The organism is Nocardioides aquaticus, from assembly GCF_018459925.1.
Classification (GTDB): Bacteria; Actinomycetota; Actinomycetes; order Propionibacteriales; family Nocardioidaceae; genus Nocardioides; species Nocardioides aquaticus.
In genome coordinates this window covers 3067019-3084123 of the sequence record NZ_CP075371.1, presented here as the reverse complement: position 1 = coordinate 3084123, position 17105 = coordinate 3067019, and the positions used below count along the sequence as shown (strand labels likewise).

General features: G+C 69.4%; 21 protein-coding genes. 9 read left to right on the top strand and 12 right to left on the bottom strand.

Translation table 11 applies throughout. From position 1 onward, the window contains the following. Positions 1–43: 43 nt before the first annotated feature. On the bottom strand, positions 44–1618 hold the full coding sequence (locus ENKNEFLB_RS14950) for a ParB/RepB/Spo0J family partition protein (protein WP_214056138.1): 1575 nt from the start codon (positions 1616–1618) through the stop codon (positions 44–46). A 312-nt stretch (positions 1619–1930) separates the two neighbouring features. Between ENKNEFLB_RS14950 and ENKNEFLB_RS14945 the strand changes: the two genes are divergently transcribed. From ENKNEFLB_RS14945 to tcmP, 7 genes are all read left to right on the top strand, one after another. Beyond that, on the top strand, positions 1931–2386 hold the full coding sequence (locus ENKNEFLB_RS14945; protein WP_214056137.1) for a hypothetical protein: 456 nt from the start codon (positions 1931–1933) through the stop codon (positions 2384–2386). A 241-nt stretch (positions 2387–2627) separates the two neighbouring features. Continuing rightward, on the top strand, positions 2628–3017 hold the full coding sequence (locus tag ENKNEFLB_RS14940; protein ID WP_214056136.1) for a single-stranded DNA-binding protein: 390 nt from the start codon (positions 2628–2630) through the stop codon (positions 3015–3017). Positions 3018–3031: 14 nt separating this feature from the next. Continuing rightward, entirely contained in the window at positions 3032–4060 is a 1029-nt protein-coding gene (locus ENKNEFLB_RS14935) for a DUF4192 domain-containing protein (RefSeq protein WP_214056135.1), read from the top strand. Positions 4061–4071: 11 nt separating this feature from the next. Continuing rightward, on the top strand, positions 4072–4227 hold the full coding sequence (locus tag ENKNEFLB_RS14930; RefSeq protein ID WP_214056134.1) for a hypothetical protein: 156 nt from the start codon (positions 4072–4074) through the stop codon (positions 4225–4227). A 189-nt stretch (positions 4228–4416) separates the two neighbouring features. Then, entirely contained in the window at positions 4417–5625 is a 1209-nt protein-coding gene (locus ENKNEFLB_RS14925) for an adenine-specific methyltransferase EcoRI family protein (protein WP_214056133.1), read from the top strand. Next, positions 5625–6797 (top strand): HNH endonuclease family protein, encoded by a 1173-nt coding sequence (locus ENKNEFLB_RS14920; protein WP_214056132.1) that lies wholly within the window; start codon positions 5625–5627, stop codon positions 6795–6797. The genes ENKNEFLB_RS14925 and ENKNEFLB_RS14920 overlap by 1 nt, the downstream gene beginning before the upstream one ends. A 27-nt stretch (positions 6798–6824) precedes the next feature. Then, positions 6825–7976 (top strand): three-Cys-motif partner protein TcmP, encoded by a 1152-nt coding sequence (gene tcmP / locus ENKNEFLB_RS14915; RefSeq protein WP_214056131.1) that lies wholly within the window; start codon positions 6825–6827, stop codon positions 7974–7976. Here the strand turns inward: tcmP and ENKNEFLB_RS14910 are convergent. The 3 genes from ENKNEFLB_RS14910 to ENKNEFLB_RS14900 form a co-directional block, all read right to left on the bottom strand. Further along, positions 7973–8725, bottom strand: a complete 753-nt coding sequence (locus ENKNEFLB_RS14910; RefSeq protein ID WP_214056130.1) for a DUF5131 family protein — start codon at positions 8723–8725, stop codon at positions 7973–7975. The genes tcmP and ENKNEFLB_RS14910 overlap by 4 nt on opposite strands. Before the next feature lie 146 nt (positions 8726–8871). Then, the gene (locus tag ENKNEFLB_RS14905; protein ID WP_214056129.1) at positions 8872–10356 is read right to left on the bottom strand and encodes a hypothetical protein; all 1485 of its coding nucleotides are present in this window, start codon (positions 10354–10356) and stop codon (positions 8872–8874) included. Next, a complete protein-coding gene (locus ENKNEFLB_RS14900) occupies positions 10346–10711 on the bottom strand; it encodes a hypothetical protein (RefSeq protein WP_214056128.1) in 366 nt (121 codons plus the stop codon). Before ENKNEFLB_RS14900 ends, ENKNEFLB_RS14905 begins: the two co-directional genes overlap by 11 nt. 134 nt (positions 10712–10845) lie before the next feature. Between ENKNEFLB_RS14900 and ENKNEFLB_RS14895 the strand changes: the two genes are divergently transcribed. Then, positions 10846–11796: a hypothetical protein gene (locus ENKNEFLB_RS14895; protein WP_214056127.1), complete on the top strand. Its 951-nt coding sequence runs from the start codon at positions 10846–10848 to the stop codon at positions 11794–11796. A gap of 29 nt (positions 11797–11825) precedes the next feature. On the opposite strand, the gene ENKNEFLB_RS14890 is transcribed toward ENKNEFLB_RS14895, so the two are convergent. The 7 genes from ENKNEFLB_RS14890 to ENKNEFLB_RS14860 form a co-directional block, all read right to left on the bottom strand. After that, positions 11826–12002, bottom strand: coding sequence for a hypothetical protein (locus tag ENKNEFLB_RS14890; RefSeq protein WP_214056126.1), 177 nt, complete (start codon positions 12000–12002; stop codon positions 11826–11828). A gap of 9 nt (positions 12003–12011) precedes the next feature. Next, the gene (locus tag ENKNEFLB_RS14885) at positions 12012–12242 is read right to left on the bottom strand and encodes a hypothetical protein (RefSeq protein ID WP_214056125.1); all 231 of its coding nucleotides are present in this window, start codon (positions 12240–12242) and stop codon (positions 12012–12014) included. A gap of 122 nt (positions 12243–12364) precedes the next feature. After that, positions 12365–12814 (bottom strand): hypothetical protein, encoded by a 450-nt coding sequence (locus ENKNEFLB_RS14880; protein WP_214056124.1) that lies wholly within the window; start codon positions 12812–12814, stop codon positions 12365–12367. Between the two features lie 18 nt (positions 12815–12832). After that, entirely contained in the window at positions 12833–13357 is a 525-nt protein-coding gene (locus tag ENKNEFLB_RS14875; RefSeq protein ID WP_214056123.1) for a thermonuclease family protein, read from the bottom strand. Between the two features lie 82 nt (positions 13358–13439). Then, positions 13440–13763 (bottom strand): helix-turn-helix domain-containing protein, encoded by a 324-nt coding sequence (locus ENKNEFLB_RS14870; protein ID WP_214056122.1) that lies wholly within the window; start codon positions 13761–13763, stop codon positions 13440–13442. Between the two features lie 7 nt (positions 13764–13770). Next, a complete protein-coding gene (locus ENKNEFLB_RS14865) occupies positions 13771–14484 on the bottom strand; it encodes a hypothetical protein (protein WP_214056121.1) in 714 nt (237 codons plus the stop codon). Between the two features lie 271 nt (positions 14485–14755). Next, a complete protein-coding gene (locus tag ENKNEFLB_RS14860; protein WP_214056120.1) occupies positions 14756–15163 on the bottom strand; it encodes a hypothetical protein in 408 nt (135 codons plus the stop codon). A 135-nt stretch (positions 15164–15298) separates the two neighbouring features. Here ENKNEFLB_RS14860 and ENKNEFLB_RS14855 point away from each other — a divergent pair, with 135 nt between their 5' ends. Then, on the top strand, positions 15299–15499 hold the full coding sequence (locus tag ENKNEFLB_RS14855) for a hypothetical protein (protein ID WP_214056119.1): 201 nt from the start codon (positions 15299–15301) through the stop codon (positions 15497–15499). 173 nt (positions 15500–15672) lie between these two features. Here ENKNEFLB_RS14855 and ENKNEFLB_RS14850 read toward each other — a convergent pair whose 3' ends face one another. After that, positions 15673–17013 carry an ATP-binding protein gene (locus ENKNEFLB_RS14850; protein ID WP_246536027.1) on the bottom strand — a complete coding sequence of 447 codons (1341 nt, stop codon included), beginning with the start codon at positions 17011–17013 and terminating at the stop codon, positions 15673–15675. Positions 17014–17105 lie beyond the last annotated feature (92 nt).

The following is a 17105-nucleotide window of genomic DNA, read 5'->3' as shown; positions in this document are numbered from 1 at the left end:
GGCTGCCGGGAAGAACCGCCCTCAGTGGGGGAGGGTAGGCCGATCAGGCGGCGCTGTCCCTGGCCTCGTCGCTGGCCTCGGTGCTCGACTGCGGCTCTTCGCCGAGCAGGATCCGCTCGACCTCGCTGGGCTGGTAGCCCCACTCCACGAGCGCGCCGAGCACGCGGGCGTCCCACGCGGTCGGGTTGCGCCACGAGTGCTTGCCGGTCGTGGCATCCCACGCGGCGACGACGGCGGCGAGCGTGGTCATGGTCGCGGCCTTCGGCGTGCTCGCCTTGGTCGCGATCTTGTGGCACTCGTCGTGGCCCGCGCCGTAGTAGCCGGTCGGGACGTCGATCCCGAGCAGGGTGAAGAGCATCGGGTGTCGGTGGTCCATCGCCTTGATCAGCGAGTGGTGGCCGGTGACGACGGCCTCGCAGATCAGGGCCTCGGCACCCTTCGGGGCCGTCTTGCGAGCAACGAACCCGGTCAGCCACTCCCGGCGCACGGTCTCTGCGCTCGCCCAGGCCTTGTTGTTGGCGATCACGCGGCGGCGCTCCTCACGCCGCGCCTCGGCCTCCTCCTCGCTCTCGCCCTCGTCCCCGCTGTCGGTGGTGGTGGTGCTTCTGCCGGACCCGCCGCCGCGACGACGCAGGCCGGAGGCGGCGAGGTCGGTTACGACCCACACCGGCATGTACTGCTGGTAGGGCTCGGCGGGCTCGTAGTCGTCGTTCTGCTCGTCGGTTCCGACCTCGCTCTCCTCGTCGTACGCGTCCTCGGGGTAGACCCACTCCTTGACGACATTGACGCGAGCGCCGGGAACGTTGGGCCACTCCTCCTCGGGCAGCGGCTCGCCGTCCTCGGTGACCAGCCGCTCGATGCGCAGCACCTCGTCGGCCTCCGCGACCTCCTCGGCGCTCAGCACCGGCAGGCCCTCGGCGCGCAGTCGCTCGACCTCGGCGGCGTCGGCGTCGCGCTCGGCTGCCTCGTCGCGCAGCCGCTGGGACTCGTGGGCGAGCGAGCGACCCCACCGCTTGTTGTTCTCCAGGCGCTGCACGGCCTCGGGGTCGTGCTCAAACTCGGCGAAGATCGCGGCCTCCTCCAACGTCAGGTCTCCGGAGTTGAGCCGGTTGCGGGTCTGGTCGGCCTTGGTGACTGCCAGGGCGGCGTTCACGGTGGGGCGGTCGATGCTGGTGCGCTTGGCGATCTGCGCGGCGCTCACGCCGAGCAAGGCCAGCTGCTCCACGCCCGCGACGATCTCGGCCTCGCGCATCCCGGCGCGGTGGATGTTCTCGACCATCTGGTCACCGATCCGGTCGGCGTCGGCGGGCTGGGGCACGACGCGGGCCGGGATCAGGCCGGTGGGGGTGCCGACCTCGGCGGCGGTCACGGTGCGGCGCTGGCCGCGCAGCAGAACGTACTGGCCGTCCTCGTTGCGGTAGACGGTGACGGCCTCCAGCACGCCGCGCTCCTTGATCGACTTGCGGAACTCCTTGTGGTCGGGTCGCAGGTCGGCCCGGACGTTGGTGCCGATGATGATGTCGGCGGGGTCGAGGTTCAGGAACTCCTCGGCCTGGACGCCGTCGTGGGTGGCCTCGTCGGCGGCGGTGTCGGCGGTGGTCTGGATGGTGTCGCTCATGCGGCTGTCCTCCGTAAGTAGAATAGAAAGAACTGACAGGACTCAGTCTCCTAGCGGGGAGCCGACGCCTACCGGGGCACAGGGCGGACCTGTGGAAAGGTGGGCACCCGGTGAGGGTGGGGATATCCCCGACCTCACGGGCGCGGACTCTGCTGCGGCGGCGTTGGCGCAGCCGCACCTCGTAGCTGGCTGGAACGGAAGGAATCGAGCGAGGGTGGGAACGGCTGCGCAGGGCCCCGACCGGGAATGCAGCGGCGTTGGTGTTAGCCGCTGCAGCTCGACGCAGGCGGACGAGACCAGGGGAGTGATCAGGTGACGAGCCAGACCACGATCCCGGTCGGGATCTACTGGAAGCCCGGCGTTTGGGACCTCGCACGATCGGCCTACATCGCAGACCTGGACACCGACGCCGACTCACCCGGCTCGTTCGTCGGCTGGCTCGCCCAGGCGCTCGAGCTCCATGCCCGGCGCTCACCGCAGCAGCGGTCCGAACTCGCGGCCGCGGGTGAGAAGCATCCCGCCCTGGTCAGCGTGACCCGCAAGAGCTTCAATAAGAAGCACGACCTGACCGCCTCGACCATCGAGGCGGTCGAAGACGCGCTCGTGGCCGACCGTCAGGAGCTCGGCCGGATGCTCGCCCGCTCGGCGTTCGCCCAGGAGGCAGTGATCGCCGCGGCCGAGGAGGCCCGCCGGCGGCTGGGCCGCGACCTGCCGCCGCCACCGCAGAAGCTCAGCAATCGACCGCCGCGGCGCCGGACTGCCCGGTAGCCGACGAGGCCGACGCCGGCAGTTGTGTCGGCACCTCGTCCTAGCGTGCTTCCCAGCGCCCCGATCCGGTACCGAGAGCCAGTCGGGGCGCTACTGCGTGCCCCGGGTGATCTCCTGCCGCGCCGCCAGCCGAGCTCGAGCGGTGCAAACGACTTCGGCCGATGTGATCGCTGCCGGGCTTGGAAGACACCTAGGTGACTGCGGGACCGATCAACGTCTCGCAGTCACCTAGGAGGAAGCCATGTCCACCACCGTCACCTTCGCCGGCAACCTGGCCGAGGCACCGGAGCTGCTCTACACCCGCGAGAACAAGCCGTTCGTCAGCTGCCGGGTCCTGGTCAACCGCCGGATCCAGAACGACCAGGGGGAGTGGGTCAACGACGAGCCCACCGCCCACAACGTCAAGGTCTTCGGCTGCGCCGCCACCCACATGCAGGACAGTTGCGGATCCGGCGACCCGATCTTCGTCCACGGCCTCCAGAGCACCGAGAGCTGGCCGGACAAAGAGACCGGCGAGAAGCGCACCAAGGACGTCGTGGTTGTCGACAACCGCTTCGGCGAGGTCGGCATCTCGCTCAAGTACGTGTCCGCGCGCATCGACCGCGGCCCGCACGCGGCCCAGGCCAGCTGAGGAGGTTCGCTCCCATGGATCTCGTCGTTCAGTCCCCGGATGAGCTTCTCGCCGCGGTGCCGCACGTCCTCGGCTTCAAGCCCGAGGAGTCGATCGTCCTGGTGCCCTTTCGGCCCGGACTGCCGATCACCCGCGTCGACCTGCCGAGGACGGCCGCCGATCGCGAGGAGGTCTGGGACGCGCTCAGCGGACCGTACGGCCGCCACGCCCGGCCCGGTGCCCGCTTGGCCATCATCTGCATCACCGAAGACCGACGCAGCGCCGAGCTGGCCAGTCAGCACCTGTCGAACCGGCTCCAGGACGTCGGCATCACTACCGACATCAGGCTGTGGTCCGACGGCGAGCGCTGGCGCGAGTTCAACACCGGCCAGACCGGGCTGCAGACCCCGTCGACCGCTGAACGGATCGCGGCCGCGACCGTGCTGACCGGCGCCGCCCAGCCGGCCGCCAGCCGCGAGTCCCTGGCCGCGTCCATGGTCGGGGACCGGGAGCCGATCGCCGAGCTGATCCCGGCGGCCCGAGCCGCAGCCGAGGCCAGCACACCCGCTGCAGAGCGGGACTGGGCCCTGGACCGGCTAGAGCAGTTCCACACCGACGGCAACCGGCTCTCCGACGTCGACGGCGCACGGATGCTCGTCGCACTGGAGACGATCAGCACCCGCGACGCGCTCTGGGAGGACATGAGCCGGGAGAACTCCACCTCCCACATGGCTATCTGGACCGACCTCACCCGCCGCGGCCCGGACGAGGTCCGCGCGGCGCCGGCCTCCATGTCTGGCTTCGCCAGCTGGCTGCACGGCGACGGTACCAAGGCCTGGTGCGCGCTCGACCAGGTGCCCGCCGACCGGCCCTACTCCATGGCCGCCATCGTCGCCTCGGCCCTGCAGAACGGCATCCACCCCCGCGAGTGGGAGCGATGCCAGACCCAGATGCGCGACATCGCCGCCGACCTGGACGAGTCCTTCGTCCCCAAGCCACCCGGCCAGCAGCGCGACATCCCGGGCACGCAGCCAGAGACCGACCGAATGGCCCCGGGCCGCTGAGGGGGACCGCGATGAATCACGACGACGACACCCCGGTGCAGCACAGCACCACTGAGCGGCAGCTGCGCCGCCTGGTCGTGCCCAAGCCCGCGGCCTACGCCCTCGACAAGCGCCTGGACGTCATCCACGAACCGGATCTCGAGCTGCTGTGGGGAGGCCAGGAATGAGCACCCGAGCGCCCTGAAGCCGAGCTCGAGCGGCTGAGGAAAGACTGATCGAGCTCGCCCGCCGCAGCGGCTCGGCCTACGCGGCCGTGTCGCCTCGTCCCGCGTACAACTGTCCCCGCGCGCCGATAGGATTCCCCGCAAGGCGCGCCCCACTCTCGGCGGTGCAATCAGGCTGAGGACAGGGGCACGATGACGACCACGCAGTCGGCGAACAGTCATCTTGGCGCGGCGAAGGCCGCGAAGAACGACGAGTTCTACACGCAGTGGGGCGACATCGAGCGGGAGATGAACGCCTACCTCGAGTACGACCCCGACGTCTTCCGCGACAAGGTGGTCCTGCTGCCGTGCGACGACCCGGAGTGGTCGAACTTCGCGAAGTTCTTCGCGCTGCACTTCATGGACTACGGCCTGAAGAAGCTGATCTCGACGTCGTACGCCCCCGACAGCAACCCGGCGCTGTTCTCGTACGAGCCCACGCTCTTCGAGATGGGCGACCCGAAGTTCGACGAGACGAAGACGCACGCCAACGGCAAGAAGTTTGTGCTCGAGCCGAAGGACATCAACGACGACGGCGTCGTCAACATCGAGGACCTCCAGTGGGAGTACCTGGAGGGCGACGGGGACTTCCGCAGCGAGGAGGTGACGGCGCTGCGCGACGAGGCCGATTTCGTCATCACGAATCCGCCCTTCAGCCTGTTCCGCCCGTTCATGACCTGGGTCGTAGGCGGCGGACGGAAGTGCTCCGTGATCGGCAACAACAACGCGATCACCTACAACGAGGTCTTCCCACACATCATGGCGAACGAGCTCTGGAAGGGCGCGACGGCCAACAGCACCGACATGGTGTTCGGCGTGCCGAAGGGCGCGAAGGTGTCGGACGCCGACCGGCTCAAGGCCGAGAAGCTTGGCTACCCCTCGGACGACGAGCGCGACTACACGCGGCTCGGGAACTCCTGCTGGTTTACCAATATCGACCACGGCCGCCGTCACGAGCCTCTGCAGCTGATGACCAAGGCGGACAACGTCAAGTTCAGCAAGCATAAGGAGGTTCGCGGGCGGGGCTACCCGACCTACGACAACTTCCCGGCGATCGAGGTGCCGTTCGTCGACGCGATCCCCAGCGATCACGACGGCCTGATGGGCGTCCCGATCACCTTCCTTGACAAGTACAACCCCGACCAGTTCGAGATCGTCGGGAGCAGCGAGGGCGACTTCGCCCCGACACGGACCTACGGACCGAAGGAGCGGGTCGTCGACGGGGTCCGGATGAAGTCGAACACCGGAACGCTCGGCTGCTTCGTCCGCACCGACTCGTTCGGCGAGGGGACGTACTTCGACGTGGGCTACCCGGTCAAGCGCATCTACAAGCGGCTGTTCATCCGGCGGAAGGACGCGTAGTGGAGACCACTCTCAAGGAGTACACCGCCGACGAGGTCCTCAAGGGCTTCGTCTACAACGAGCTCGAGGGCAAGGGTCTGTTCGGGCTCGACGGCAAGCTCGTCATCCAGCCGGAGTTCCAGCGCAACTACATCTACAACGACGGCAAGCGCGACGTCGCCGTCATCGACTCGCTGCTCAAGGGCTACCCGCTCGGGCTGATCTACTTCAACGTCGACGACGACAACGACCAGCTCGAGGTCCTCGACGGACAGCAGCGAATCACCAGCATCGGACGGTTCATCACGGGCAAATTCGCGATCCAGGTCGCGGGCAAGGAGCAGACGTTCTCCTCGCTGCCGCTCGAGGACCAGGCGCTGCTGAGGAAGAGCCCGCTGCTGGTCTACGAGTGCCAGGGCACCGAGTCCGAGATCAAGGAGTGGTTCCAGACCATCAACATCGCCGGCGTCCCGCTGAACAAGCAGGAGCTGCTCAACGCGATCTACTCCGGGCCCTTCATCACCAAGGCGAAGGCCGAGTACAGCAACTCGAACAACGCCAACATGCAGAAGTGGTCCTCGTACGTCAAGGGCGACCCCAAGCGGCAGGAGGTCCTCGCCGTCGCGCTGGACTGGGTCGCATCGTCCCAGGGCAAGGGCGTCGACGCCTACCTCGCGCAGCACCGCCACGACACCGACATCGCCCAGCTGAAGACCTACTTCACATCCGTGATCGACTGGGTCGGCAGCGTCTTCATCCGCCCGCCGGACAAGGAGATGCGGGGCCTCGAGTGGGGCCCGCTCTACGAGGAGCACCATTCGACGTCGTACAGCGCGGCCACGATCGAAGGCCGCGTGAACGAGCTGCGCGGCGACCCCGCGGTCACCAGCAGCAAGGGGATCTACGAGTTCCTGCTTGGCGGCGAGAAGCAGCCGCAGCTGCTGGCGATCCGGCTGTTCGACGACAAGGACAAGCGCGTCGCCTACGAGCAGCAGACCAAGAAGGCCAAGGCCGCCGGCGAGTCGAACTGCCCGCTGTGCGCAATCGGCGGGGACAACAACAAGGCGCGCATCTACAAGCAGAACGAGATGGACGCCGACCACGTGACCGCCTGGTCCAAGGGCGGCTCGACGAGTTTGGCCAACCTGACAATGCTCTGCGTGACCCACAACCGCGCCAAGGGCAACCGGTAGTCCGGTGGCAGGGAATCCGAGGTAGCGATGCCCACGGGGACAGACGGAGGGCTGCTCGACAGCCCCAAGCCGCAGTCGGTCTACAAGCACGGCATCCTCGAGCAGTACGTCATCCGGTTTGCGACGATGACGGCCAGCAAGCTGAACCCCAAGCGGGCGGTGCTCTTCGACGGATTCGCCGGGCGCGGGCGCTTCGACACCGGTGAAGCGGGCTCCGCCGAGCACATGATGATCGCCGCACAGAAGGTCAAGGCGACGACCCAGATCGATCTGCTCCTAGTGGAGAAGGCCCGCGAGGACTACGCGAGCCTGGACAAGGTCGCCGATGAGTACCGCGCCCGCGGCATCACAATCGCGAGCCACAACGGGGACTGCGGCAACCATCTCGACGACGCGCTGCAGCTCGCCGCCGGGGCGAGCCTGTTCGTCTTCCTCGACCCATGCGGTGCCGTGCTGCCGATGGACTCGATCGAGGGCGTCCTCCGCAAGCGCGGCGCGTGGCCGCGGACCGAGGTGCTGCTCAACTTCAGCGCCGACCTGATCCGGCGTGCCGGAGGCCAGCTGAAGAAGGGTCAGCTCGACCTCGGCGGCGTCGCCAAGGCGGACGCCGTGTGCGGCGGCGAGTGGTGGCGGGACGTCGCCGTCCAGGCACACAAGGCCTCTGGCGGACAGGATTGGGAGTCAGCGGCCGAAGCCGTCGCCATCGAATACGCCCGACGTCTCACCGACGGCACCAAGTACGGGTTCGTCGTCGCGCCGGTACGCCGGCAGGTCCACCACCAGCCCGTCTACTACCTGACGTTCCTCACCCAGGACCCCCACGGTTTCTGGGTGTTTGGCGTCGCCGCCGCCAAGGCACGCGAGAAGTGGATCGACTTCCTCGGCCCGGACCCGGACGAGCGCGAGGGCATGCTGTGGGACACCGTGGCCGACCAGCTCGAACGAGAACACGTCAAGGCGATCGAGCACGTCACCGACAACCTACGCCGCCTGACCGCTGACGGGCAGCCGAAGGCGGTGGTCCAGCACGTCCAGGGCGTCTACGGCGACCTCTACGGCGAGGCCAAGGAAACCGCGTTCACAGCGGCGCTCCGCGCACTGGTGAAGGCGGGCGAGGTCGAGTTCGTGACAAAGGGCACGAAGCCCCACCAGCACGTCATCCGCAAGGCCGCGGGCTAGCCCAGCGCTGCAGCCAGCTGCGGCATGTCGTCCCAGGTCCGCCCGTCGAGCTCGCGACCGTTCGCCTTCGGCGTCCGGCCGCCCCACTGCTTGAAGAAGAACGCCACGCCGGCCTCGACGCACTGGTCGCGGATGTCCTCCACCCACGCGGGGTCCATCGGGCGCGCACGGGGCCCGGACTCGCCGCCGGCGATGACCCAGTCGATGCCGTCGAGCTTCAGCCCGGGAAGCGCCGTCAGTAGCGGCTCGCACGACAGGAACCGCGTCGCAGCAGGGACGGCTCGCAGATGGTCGATGCGGTCGACGACGTCGTACGACTCCACCGAGACGCCCATCCAGAGGTTCTTCGGCCAGTCGAGCTTGTCAGCGATCCTCGCCGTGCGGTGCGCGCGCTTGGTCAGCACCTGGTAGGTGTGCTGCGGGGTCTCGCGGATCACGTCGAACACGTCGCGGATGAAGTCGAGCGGCACCTTGGCGTGGAACAGGTCGCTCATCGAATTTACGAACACGACCTTCGGTGTGCGCCAGCGGTACGGCTCGGTCAGGGCCCGTGGGTGGGCCGTCACCCCGAAGCCGGGCCCCGATGTCCTGGGGTCGCCGTCGTTCTGGTACTTCTCCGCGCCCATGGCCTTGAGGCGCTTCGCGAGCGCCAGCGCGTAGCAGTTGTCGCAGCCGGCCGCGACCCGGTCGCAGCCGGTGACGGGGTTCCAGGTGACCTCGGTCCATTCGATCGCGCTGTTCGTGGCCACGTCATCACCCTCTCATCTCGGTGAGCGTATCGGGAGCCGCTCGAGCCGCGAGGCCGAACCGCCGTACGACCCACCTGCCACTTCCGTCACAGCTTCCCGGTGCTCGTGGCGGTCATCATGCCGCCCTGCACCGACAGACCCCACACCTACGCTGGACCCCAGAAAGGAGCCGCCCCGTCTACCCGAACCGACAGGCGACGTTCCTCCCCCAGACCATGCAGCGCCGCGACCGCGGAAGCGGCGATCGCGGCAGCACTGGTGGCGCTACTGGCTGCGCGCATTGCCTCCGAGACTGGTGCCGGGACAGGGACTAGTCGTTTGGCGAGGATGTCGGCGGGGGAGACCCAGACGACGTCGCGGTCGAGTGCCGGCGCCGTTGCCAGGCCGGCCTCGACGTCGTTGTGCGCCCGGCGGGACAGGGCCCGGGCCGGCCCGATGAGGTCGGGTGCGTCGGCCTTCTCGGCGAGGACGATCGCGAGCTCGGCCCCGGCCTCGATCGCGCGAAGCGTTGCGGGCACGGCTTGGGGGAGCCCTGGGCGTCCGGCGATGACCTCGGGGCTGGCCAGGGTGGTCTTGTCGTGGGTGATCTGGCGGTACGCGGCGCGGACCTCCTCGGCCGCGCGGGCCAGCGGCTCCTCGAGGCGGGCTCCTGGGGGAGCGAGGTCGCCCCAGCGGCTGGCCAGGTTGCTCCAGGACCGACCTGCTTCGGCGATGGCGGGGACCAGGCGCTCGGAGCGCTCGAGCACGCCTGCGGTCGCGGCCGCGTCGACGAGGAGCATGCTCGCGCCGGCGATCAGCCCCTGGGTGCGGGTGATCAGCAGGATGTTGGACGGTTCGAGGTCCCGGGCCAGTGCGCGGTGGGTCTGGATGTCCCAGTTGGCCAGTGCTTGCGCCAGCCGGCCGGGGTCGTCTGCGGGTCGCATCGCTTCGCCGGCGAGGGCTTGGGTGAACCGGTCGGTCAGGTATCTGCGGGCGGTGTTCTCGCAGGCGGACATCCGGTCGATCCAGACACCGGTGGGCGTTATCGCGTAGGGGGAGTGGTGCTGTGCCAGGTGGATCCGTCGGCCGGCGCCGCGGGCGTCGTTGACGCGGTCGCGGCCATGCTCGTGGAGCGCGACGTTGACGGCGTGGGCGGTGATGTAGAGCCCGTGCATGATCCGGGTGCGTGCTGCCTCGAGGTCGCGGTGGACGTGGGGTTGCTCGTGGGGGATCTCGGCGCCGTAGCGGCGGACCAGTGAGGCGGCGTTGAGGAAGGTCTGGGTCATCTGGTCGATGCGGGGACTGGTCGGGCCTTGCCCTGGCCAGGCCGTGCGGCCGGAGAGGCTGGTCTCGATGGTGGCGGCCTGGGCGGAGAGGCTGGTGATGGGCCGGTCGCGCTCGTCGACGCCAGGTCGTCGACCGGGCAGGGATGCCCACAGGTCCTCGGCGGCCGCGACCATCGTCGGCCAACTGCGCAGCAGCGTGCCGGCGGCGTCTCCGTCGACGTCCATCAGCAGCTGGCGCGCCAGGTAGTCGACGTCGAAGAGCATCTCGCCGACGCTGCGCATGTCACGCGAGGTCATCGGGATCTGGTCGACGTCGAAGAGCTCCTCGTCGATGTCGGCGTACGCCAGCCGCGGGTCAGTAGCCAAGGCCGCGGGCTTCCCGGATGAGGTCGCACAGGTCGACGACCAGTTGGGAACCGTGCACCAGGTCGGGCCGGTGAAGCGGCAGGGGACGGGTCAGCTCCTCGGCCTCGGTGAGCAGCTGCAGGGGCGTGCGCTCCTCGAGCTCCGCGTCCTCGTCGACTTCGGGCAGCTCGTAGTCGTCGGGGAGCAGGGCGCTGGCCTGGGAGTGCGCGAGATAGACGCCGAGGCCGAGGTCGTGCAGCGGCGAGTCGGCGGCGGACCGGTCGGCGTCGCTCCACACCTGGGTGGCGGCCTGGTGCAGCAGGAGGGCGATCGAGCCGAGGCGGTCCCAAGTGCCGTCAGCGTTGAGGGTGTCCACGGGTGTTCCTTTCGGTCGGAGGTCGGTCTGGCCCATGAACCCACGTCCCGGTTGGTCCTCGCTCCGCTGAGCGGCGGGCTGTGGATAACTCGGGGTCGTGTCGGCGGCTGGGCACAAACTGGTCTCGTTCGCCTATGTCGTACGGCGGTCGCCGGACGATCACCGCGAGCAAAGTCAAGAGATGCACTAGTGCTGACAGATGGAGGAGGGTCGTGATGATGAGGTTCCCGATGACCGTGCTGAGGGTGGTGACGCTGGCGCCGGCGCTGCTGGTGAGCTTTGTCCTCACCGTGGTGGTGTGCGCCCTGCTCCCGCCGGCCCTTGGCCTGGTGGCGTTCCTGGTTGCAGCCGGCCTGCTCGTTGCGCTGGCGCTCGGCCAGTTCGAGGTGCCGGCGATCGCGACGCTGACCCGGTCGCGTCCCGCGACCGCAGCTGAGCTCCAGGTGATGGCGCCCGTGCTCGCCGAGCTGGGTGGCCGCGACGTCGGCGTCGACGCCGTGTTCGTGCGCCGCCGCCAGGGTCCGAGCACCCCGGTGGCTGTGGCGATCGCGGATCGCGCCGTCGTGGTCACCCCCGGACTGGTCGCCGCCAGATACCGCGGGGGAGTGACCGCTGCGGAAGCGGCCGCCGCGATGGCTCATGCCGTCGGCCGGCGGCGAGCGATCCGGCCACGGCTGGAACTCGCTGCGCTCGCCGCGACGACGCCGTGGCGGCTGGTGGTCGCGACGTTCCGTGGCGTGGGTCGAGCCTTCGCCTGGCTTCCGTTCATGCGGCTGGCGTGGACGCTGCGGGGTTTCGTCGGGGTGATCTGCATCGTGCAGTCGGTCGCTGAGGGCCGGGCCGCTCCGGGGATCCTGGGCGGCGCGGTGATCGCCCTGACCTACCTGGTGCCGGCGGCCAACCGGCGGATCGAGGCCTGGTTGGAGGCCGCGGCCGACCAGCTGGTGGTCTCCCTCGGCCTGGGCTCCGTGCTGGCTGGTCTGCTCCGGCGTCATGGGCATCCGATGACGCTGGAGCGGCTGCAGCGCCTGGAGACAGCCATCGAGCAGCAGCCGCGACCGCAGCTGCACCTGGTGCACGGCTGAGGAGCTCTCTCTGCTACAGGGTCCGCGGGCTACTCGTCGTCCTGGAAGCCGGACGTTGAGTGGTGCACGCAGCCGCGGCCGTTCCCCTTGTGCGGCTTGTGGTTCATGCACGGCAGCGGCCCCAGCTTGTGGGAGCAGTCGACCCAGCGGACCGTCGTGCGGCCGGCGATTCGGCTGGCGTCCGCTGATGCGAGTGCGGTAGTCATCGCGACCTCCTAGCGGCGCGGGCCGCGGCGGCGGCCGAGCTGAGGCCGCTGATAGGCGGCCGTGTCGGTGTGGTCGTGCTGACGGCCGGATCGGTGGACCTGCGCGATCTCGGCGTCGGGGAAGGGGCCGGTGTCGGCGGCCGCGGCCTGGGCGGCGGCCTCCTCGGTGGCCCTGATCTCCTCGGCGCGCTGACGGGCATCTTCCTCGAGCGCGACTTCCTCGCGAGCGGCGTCACTCATGTGAATTCCCATGGATCCCATGGACCGGCACCGGCTGCGCCAGTCCTCCTTGGTCTCCTAAGTGCGGACCAGAGGTGGGAGCGATCACCTCGACTGAGCCGTGTTGTCCGCCCCGGGCGCTCTCAGACCGGCTGTGCCAGCAACGTGGCTCCCAGCAGCTGCGCGGTGCGCTCGAGGACGACCAACGATCCGTTCTCACCGGGGCGGTCGCAGCACGGGTGGGTCTCGAATCCCTCCTCGACGACGATCCGATGCAGCGGGCCAGCACACACGCGGCAGCGGCGCCGGGTGTGCTCGGGGCAGCGGTCGCGGGCCAACGCGCAAAGCAGGCACTTGGCGGGCGCGCGACCGGACACCTGGTGTGCGCGGTCCCAGTCGCGCCGCTGGCCCAGCAGCGCGGCGGTCCGTTGCCACAGCGCTTGCTCGAGGTGCGCCGGAGCCGGTCGGCCGAGCGCCTGCTCGACCGCGGCCTTGAGCAGCTTCTCACCGCAGCCGAGGACGCGTTCGTCGACGCCACGGGCGTAGCACCATCGGGCCAGCGTCTTCGCGGCCGTCGTCAGCTGCTCGTCCACGACCTGCCTCCCTGGCTCTCAGCAGTTGCCCCACAGGCCGCGCTCAGCGCCCTGGGCATCGTCGGTGGCCGTGGAGTACGACGCCTCGCGCGCGAGCACCTGGTCGGCTTCGTAGCGGCGGGCGGCGCCGCTGGCCAGGAGCTCGCGAGCTACGTCGGCGTCGTCGTGCTCGACGTAGCGCAGCAGCCGGTCGTACCGGTCGCGGTTGGGCAGGGCGATGTCGGTGACCAGCTCGACCGTGCTACCGACCGGCGCGAGTCGCTCGAGCAAACCGGTGGCCTCCTCGGCATAGCACTCGGCCGGCTCCGGCGGGTGGTCAACTTCGGGGGCGTCGATCCCGAGCAGCCGGACTCGACCGAGCTGGCGGCCACCAAGGGTCTCGACGCGGATGGTGTCGCCGTCGACGACCGCGGTCACGCGCACCTGGCTGGTCTTGCCATCGGCTGGTTCGGGGACTGGCCGGGCTCCAGGCAGGGCGGCCTTGATCCCGCCGGCGGTCAGCGTGAGGAGCGCGGCCGCGGCCAGGCCGATCAGGGCCTTCACAGGGCGACCCTCAACTGCGGACGCGGGCCGGCAACAGGGACCGCATGCTGCTGTACGCGCAGCCCGGGGGAGCGGTAGCCGCTCATGAAGACCTGCTCGTCGCCGTCGAGCCGAACGGCGCCTGCCGGCTGCTCGGGGAGATCCCCGCGATCTTCGCGGCCAGATCCCGCAGCGGCGGGGTCTTCTCGATGCGCCGGGTCGCCTGCAGCACCGTGGTGTGGTCGCGGTCGAAGTACCGGGCGATCGTGGGCAGGCTGTGGCCGTGCAGGCGGGCGGCGGTCATGGCCACCGCCCGGGCGTCCGCGGACACCCCGCTCCGGTCGGCACTTAGGAGGACCTCGGGCGTGGTGTTGGAGGCCGCGGCGGCCGCTACCACGGCGTGGCGGCCGCCCTGATCGAGGTCCATAGCTCCCCTACCGACCCGGGGACCTGGGCGCCGGGAGTGAGGCGCTCGTGATCGGGTCCCGGCTCTGTTCGGACATCCGCCGGCGGGCGTTGTCGGTGATCTCGCTGGCGATGCTGGCCGACTCCCGGGCGCTGGCCGCGGCGCGGTCGACGACATTGCCGAGCAGGCGCACGTCCTCGTCGGCGCGGCCGAGCTCCTTGCCGGCGATCGCGGTGCTTCGCTCGAGGCTGACCGGCTCCAGCAGGCCCAGGGCAGTGACGTCCCGGCTTGCCAGGTGCGCGGTCTCGACGTGCTTGGCAGCCAGCTGGGCGACCGGCTTGGCCAGGGCGACCATCTCGCCGACGACCGCGATGCGCGGCTTGAGCTGCGCGACCTCGCTGGCGACGACGGGATCGGAGGTGTCCGCCAGGTCGAGGAGGGTGCGGGCGTCGGTGACGGACTGCGATGCGCGGTTGAGGTGCACGAACAGGTCGTGAGTGAACTCAAGGATGTCGTTGCACCGCGTGCGCAATCGTCCTAGGTGCTCGCCGGCGGCCTCGAGGTAGAAGGAGCCGCGCTCGGACAGCTTGGCCTTGGCCGAGTCGAGCTCGGCGTCGTCGAGCACGCGGAGCGCGCAGGTGATCGTCTCCTGGAGCTCCTCCACGACCCAGCGGGCCCTGCTCACGGCTTGCTCGGCCTCGAACATGGCTTCGGCGGCGCTCAGGGTGGTGTCGGTGGTCATGCCGACTCACCGCCTGCGGTTTCGGGCGGGGGAGCGGTGGGCGGCGGCAGAACTTCGCGGAGTCGATCGAGCGCAGCCATGGCCTGCTCGAGGTGGGCGCGGGCCTCCTGAACCGGGTCACGGTGGGGCGCGGCGGACGGGGAGTCGGTGGGCGTGCTCACGTGCAGCTCCTTGGTGGACCGGGGTCATCTCTCAGTCACCAAAGGAAGGTCGACCCGCCGGGGCGATCACCAGACGCGACGAAATCGCGCGAATGCTCAGCGGGGTCCGGTCAGGGCTGGTCCCAGGGCATCGACCCGTGGCCGTCGTCGACGCCCTGACTGATGATGTGCGCGGTGGCGTTCCGCGCGGCGTTGAGGTGCTTGTGGAGGTCGACCGCGAGACCGCGGGCCTCCTCCAGGTGGAGGCCCGCGACGCCGATCGCCATCGCCGGGTCCGACTCGTCGGTCATCGCATCCATGCTGAGCACCTGGTTTGCGATGGCCTGCTCAAGCGTGCTGGACAGCTGCGAGAACGCCTGGGGGAGTGCGGCCGCGAGGTCGGCGAACTCCGCCAGCTGGTCTGAGGCCTCGGCCGGGATCTGGTCGCGCTCCCACATCGTGGCGCGGTTGAAGCCGTACACGTGCTCGCGGGCAGCCGTCGCGTGTCCGCCTGCTTCGAGCTGGTCGTTATCGTCCACCAGGTGCCTTCCTGCCGAGAGGATAGGACTTGAGTCTCGCGGATCTCACCGGCCAGCGTTCGCCGCCGGCGTCGAGCCTGTGGACAACGGGCGAATGGGTCCCTCCTCGCGTGCGCGGCTGAAGACTGAGCAGTCATGGACGACAAGGCGGCCCTGATCGCGCGGCGCGTCGCGATGTCCGCCGCCGCGTGGTTCAACGCCCCACAGGATGTCGAGGCCTATCGCCTGCTCGCCGCGGCGGTCGGCGAGTGGAACGCCCACTGCCCGACGATGGAGACACTGGCGGCAGACGAGTCCGAGTTGCTCGACAGGCTGGCCGACGTCGCGCCGGCGTAGCCCCTTGCTGCGCTGATGCCCGAAGTGACAGGGCCCTGCTGCGGAGGGCCTGCCGCCAGTTCTAGCGCCGCGCGGGCTGTCGCGGTCCATGTCAGCCCGCTTCAAACTGTTACACAGCTGCGTTGTGTAACGGAATGTATGCACAACCGTTCGGTAGCGGTGCGCGCCGCCTCTCAGGAATGCGGCCGCGCAGATCCGCCGCCGGGCGGTGGCAACTGGCGGGTTTCGTTCTGCTCGCTTCGGCGCAGCATGTCCCGACCCGCGTGCGCAGCTGAGGGATTCAGACCGGCGTTCGCGATCATCTTCTGCAGGCTGAGCAGTTCGGTCGCTGCCTCGGGCCGCGTGCGTTCGTAGTGGCTCAGAACGTAGCGGTTGAAGAGCGGGACCGCCATTGCCAGCTGGCCGCGTTTGGGTGCGTATACGTCGCCTTCCTCGATGAGCTCCTCGCGGAGCCAGGACAGCTCTTGCTGGGAGCGACTGAGTGTCTTGGCGATCGCCGCTGTCGAGGCGCGCCCGCCGTGCAGAGCGAGGGCGGCAAGGAACTCCATCTGTCGATCGCTGATTCGGTCCCAGCGGGGGCCAAGGGTGCGGCGCTCGAGCATGTCGGCGACCTGGGGGAGTGCGGCTTCGACGTCGCCGAGGGTGATCTGGTCAGGCCCGGGCGCGGATGTCCAGATGGCGTGGGCGAACAGCTGCAGGTGCGCCGGGTAGCCATTGCTGGCCTCGACGACGGCTGCCGCCGCCTCGGGGGTCCACGCGACACCGGCCTGGCGTGCTGGCTCTACCACGGCGTAGCGGGCGTCATCGGGTTCGAGGGTCAGGGGGATGGGCTCCAGCACGAAGAGACGGTCAGGGTGGGTCACGCCAGCCTTGCGGAGCGCATCGGGGGTGAAGGGCAGTCCGGTGCCGGCGAAGAGGACCGGCGCGGAGGGGTGGTCGACGTTGAGTCGGTGCAGCGTCGCCGCGAGCAGGGCGAGGTCGGGCCTAGATGCGACCTGGAGCTCATCGACGGTGATCAGCAGGCCGCCGCTGTGGGCGTCCTTGCGGACCTCGGACGCCAGCGTGGCCAGGGCGTCAGCGAGCGTCCCCGCGTCCAAGCCTGGTGCTGCGGCGTCGGATTGGTGAGTGGAGATCCCAGCACCGATGCCCGCGATGCTGAGGTTGACCCCACCGATCCGCTCGAAGGCCTTGCGGGCGCGCTGCCACGGGCCCGCCTCCTCAGCCATACGGGTGCGAGCGCGCTGGAGCAGCGCCTCTACCAGACCAGCGTGGCCCGAGACAGCCTGGAGGTTGACCACTTCGAAGCCTTGCTCCTTAGCAAGGTCCGCGAACGCGCTCACCGTGACGGTCTTCCCCACGCCGCGCGGGCCGGAAAGAATCATGTCCTGGGCACGGACGCGGCCGCCAGCGACAATGTCGTTGAGCACCAAGTGCCAGTCACGGAGAAGGCCGTCGCGTCCTGCCAGGACGGGCGGGTTGTGGCCAGCACCGGGCGTGTACGGGCTCTTATCCACCAGCGCCAACTTCCTAGACTCACCTAGAATTAGAGGGTTTTCTAGGTCAGTATAGGTGGCAGTCGGCTCACTCGATCGGAGGAGCGCTCGCG

Coding starts and splice junctions, on each gene's coding strand:
- ENKNEFLB_RS14870 (WP_214056122.1), bottom strand. CDS start 13,763: ATGGACCTCGATCAGGGCGGCCGCCACGCCGTGGTAGCGGCCGCCGCG.
- ENKNEFLB_RS14890 (WP_214056126.1), bottom strand. CDS start 12,002: ATGACTACCGCACTCGCATCAGCGGACGCCAGCCGAATCGCCGGCCGC.
- ENKNEFLB_RS14940 (WP_214056136.1), top strand. CDS start 2,628: ATGTCCACCACCGTCACCTTCGCCGGCAACCTGGCCGAGGCACCGGAG.
- ENKNEFLB_RS14885 (WP_214056125.1), bottom strand. CDS start 12,242: ATGAGTGACGCCGCTCGCGAGGAAGTCGCGCTCGAGGAAGATGCCCGT.
- ENKNEFLB_RS14865 (WP_214056121.1), bottom strand. CDS start 14,484: ATGACCACCGACACCACCCTGAGCGCCGCCGAAGCCATGTTCGAGGCC.
- ENKNEFLB_RS14935 (WP_214056135.1), top strand. CDS start 3,032: ATGGATCTCGTCGTTCAGTCCCCGGATGAGCTTCTCGCCGCGGTGCCG.
- ENKNEFLB_RS14930 (WP_214056134.1), top strand. CDS start 4,072: ATGAATCACGACGACGACACCCCGGTGCAGCACAGCACCACTGAGCGG.
- ENKNEFLB_RS14855 (WP_214056119.1), top strand. CDS start 15,299: ATGGACGACAAGGCGGCCCTGATCGCGCGGCGCGTCGCGATGTCCGCC.
- ENKNEFLB_RS14925 (WP_214056133.1), top strand. CDS start 4,417: ATGACGACCACGCAGTCGGCGAACAGTCATCTTGGCGCGGCGAAGGCC.
- tcmP (WP_214056131.1), top strand. CDS start 6,825: ATGCCCACGGGGACAGACGGAGGGCTGCTCGACAGCCCCAAGCCGCAG.
- ENKNEFLB_RS14895 (WP_214056127.1), top strand. CDS start 10,846: ATGTCGTACGGCGGTCGCCGGACGATCACCGCGAGCAAAGTCAAGAGA.
- ENKNEFLB_RS14950 (WP_214056138.1), bottom strand. CDS start 1,618: ATGAGCGACACCATCCAGACCACCGCCGACACCGCCGCCGACGAGGCC.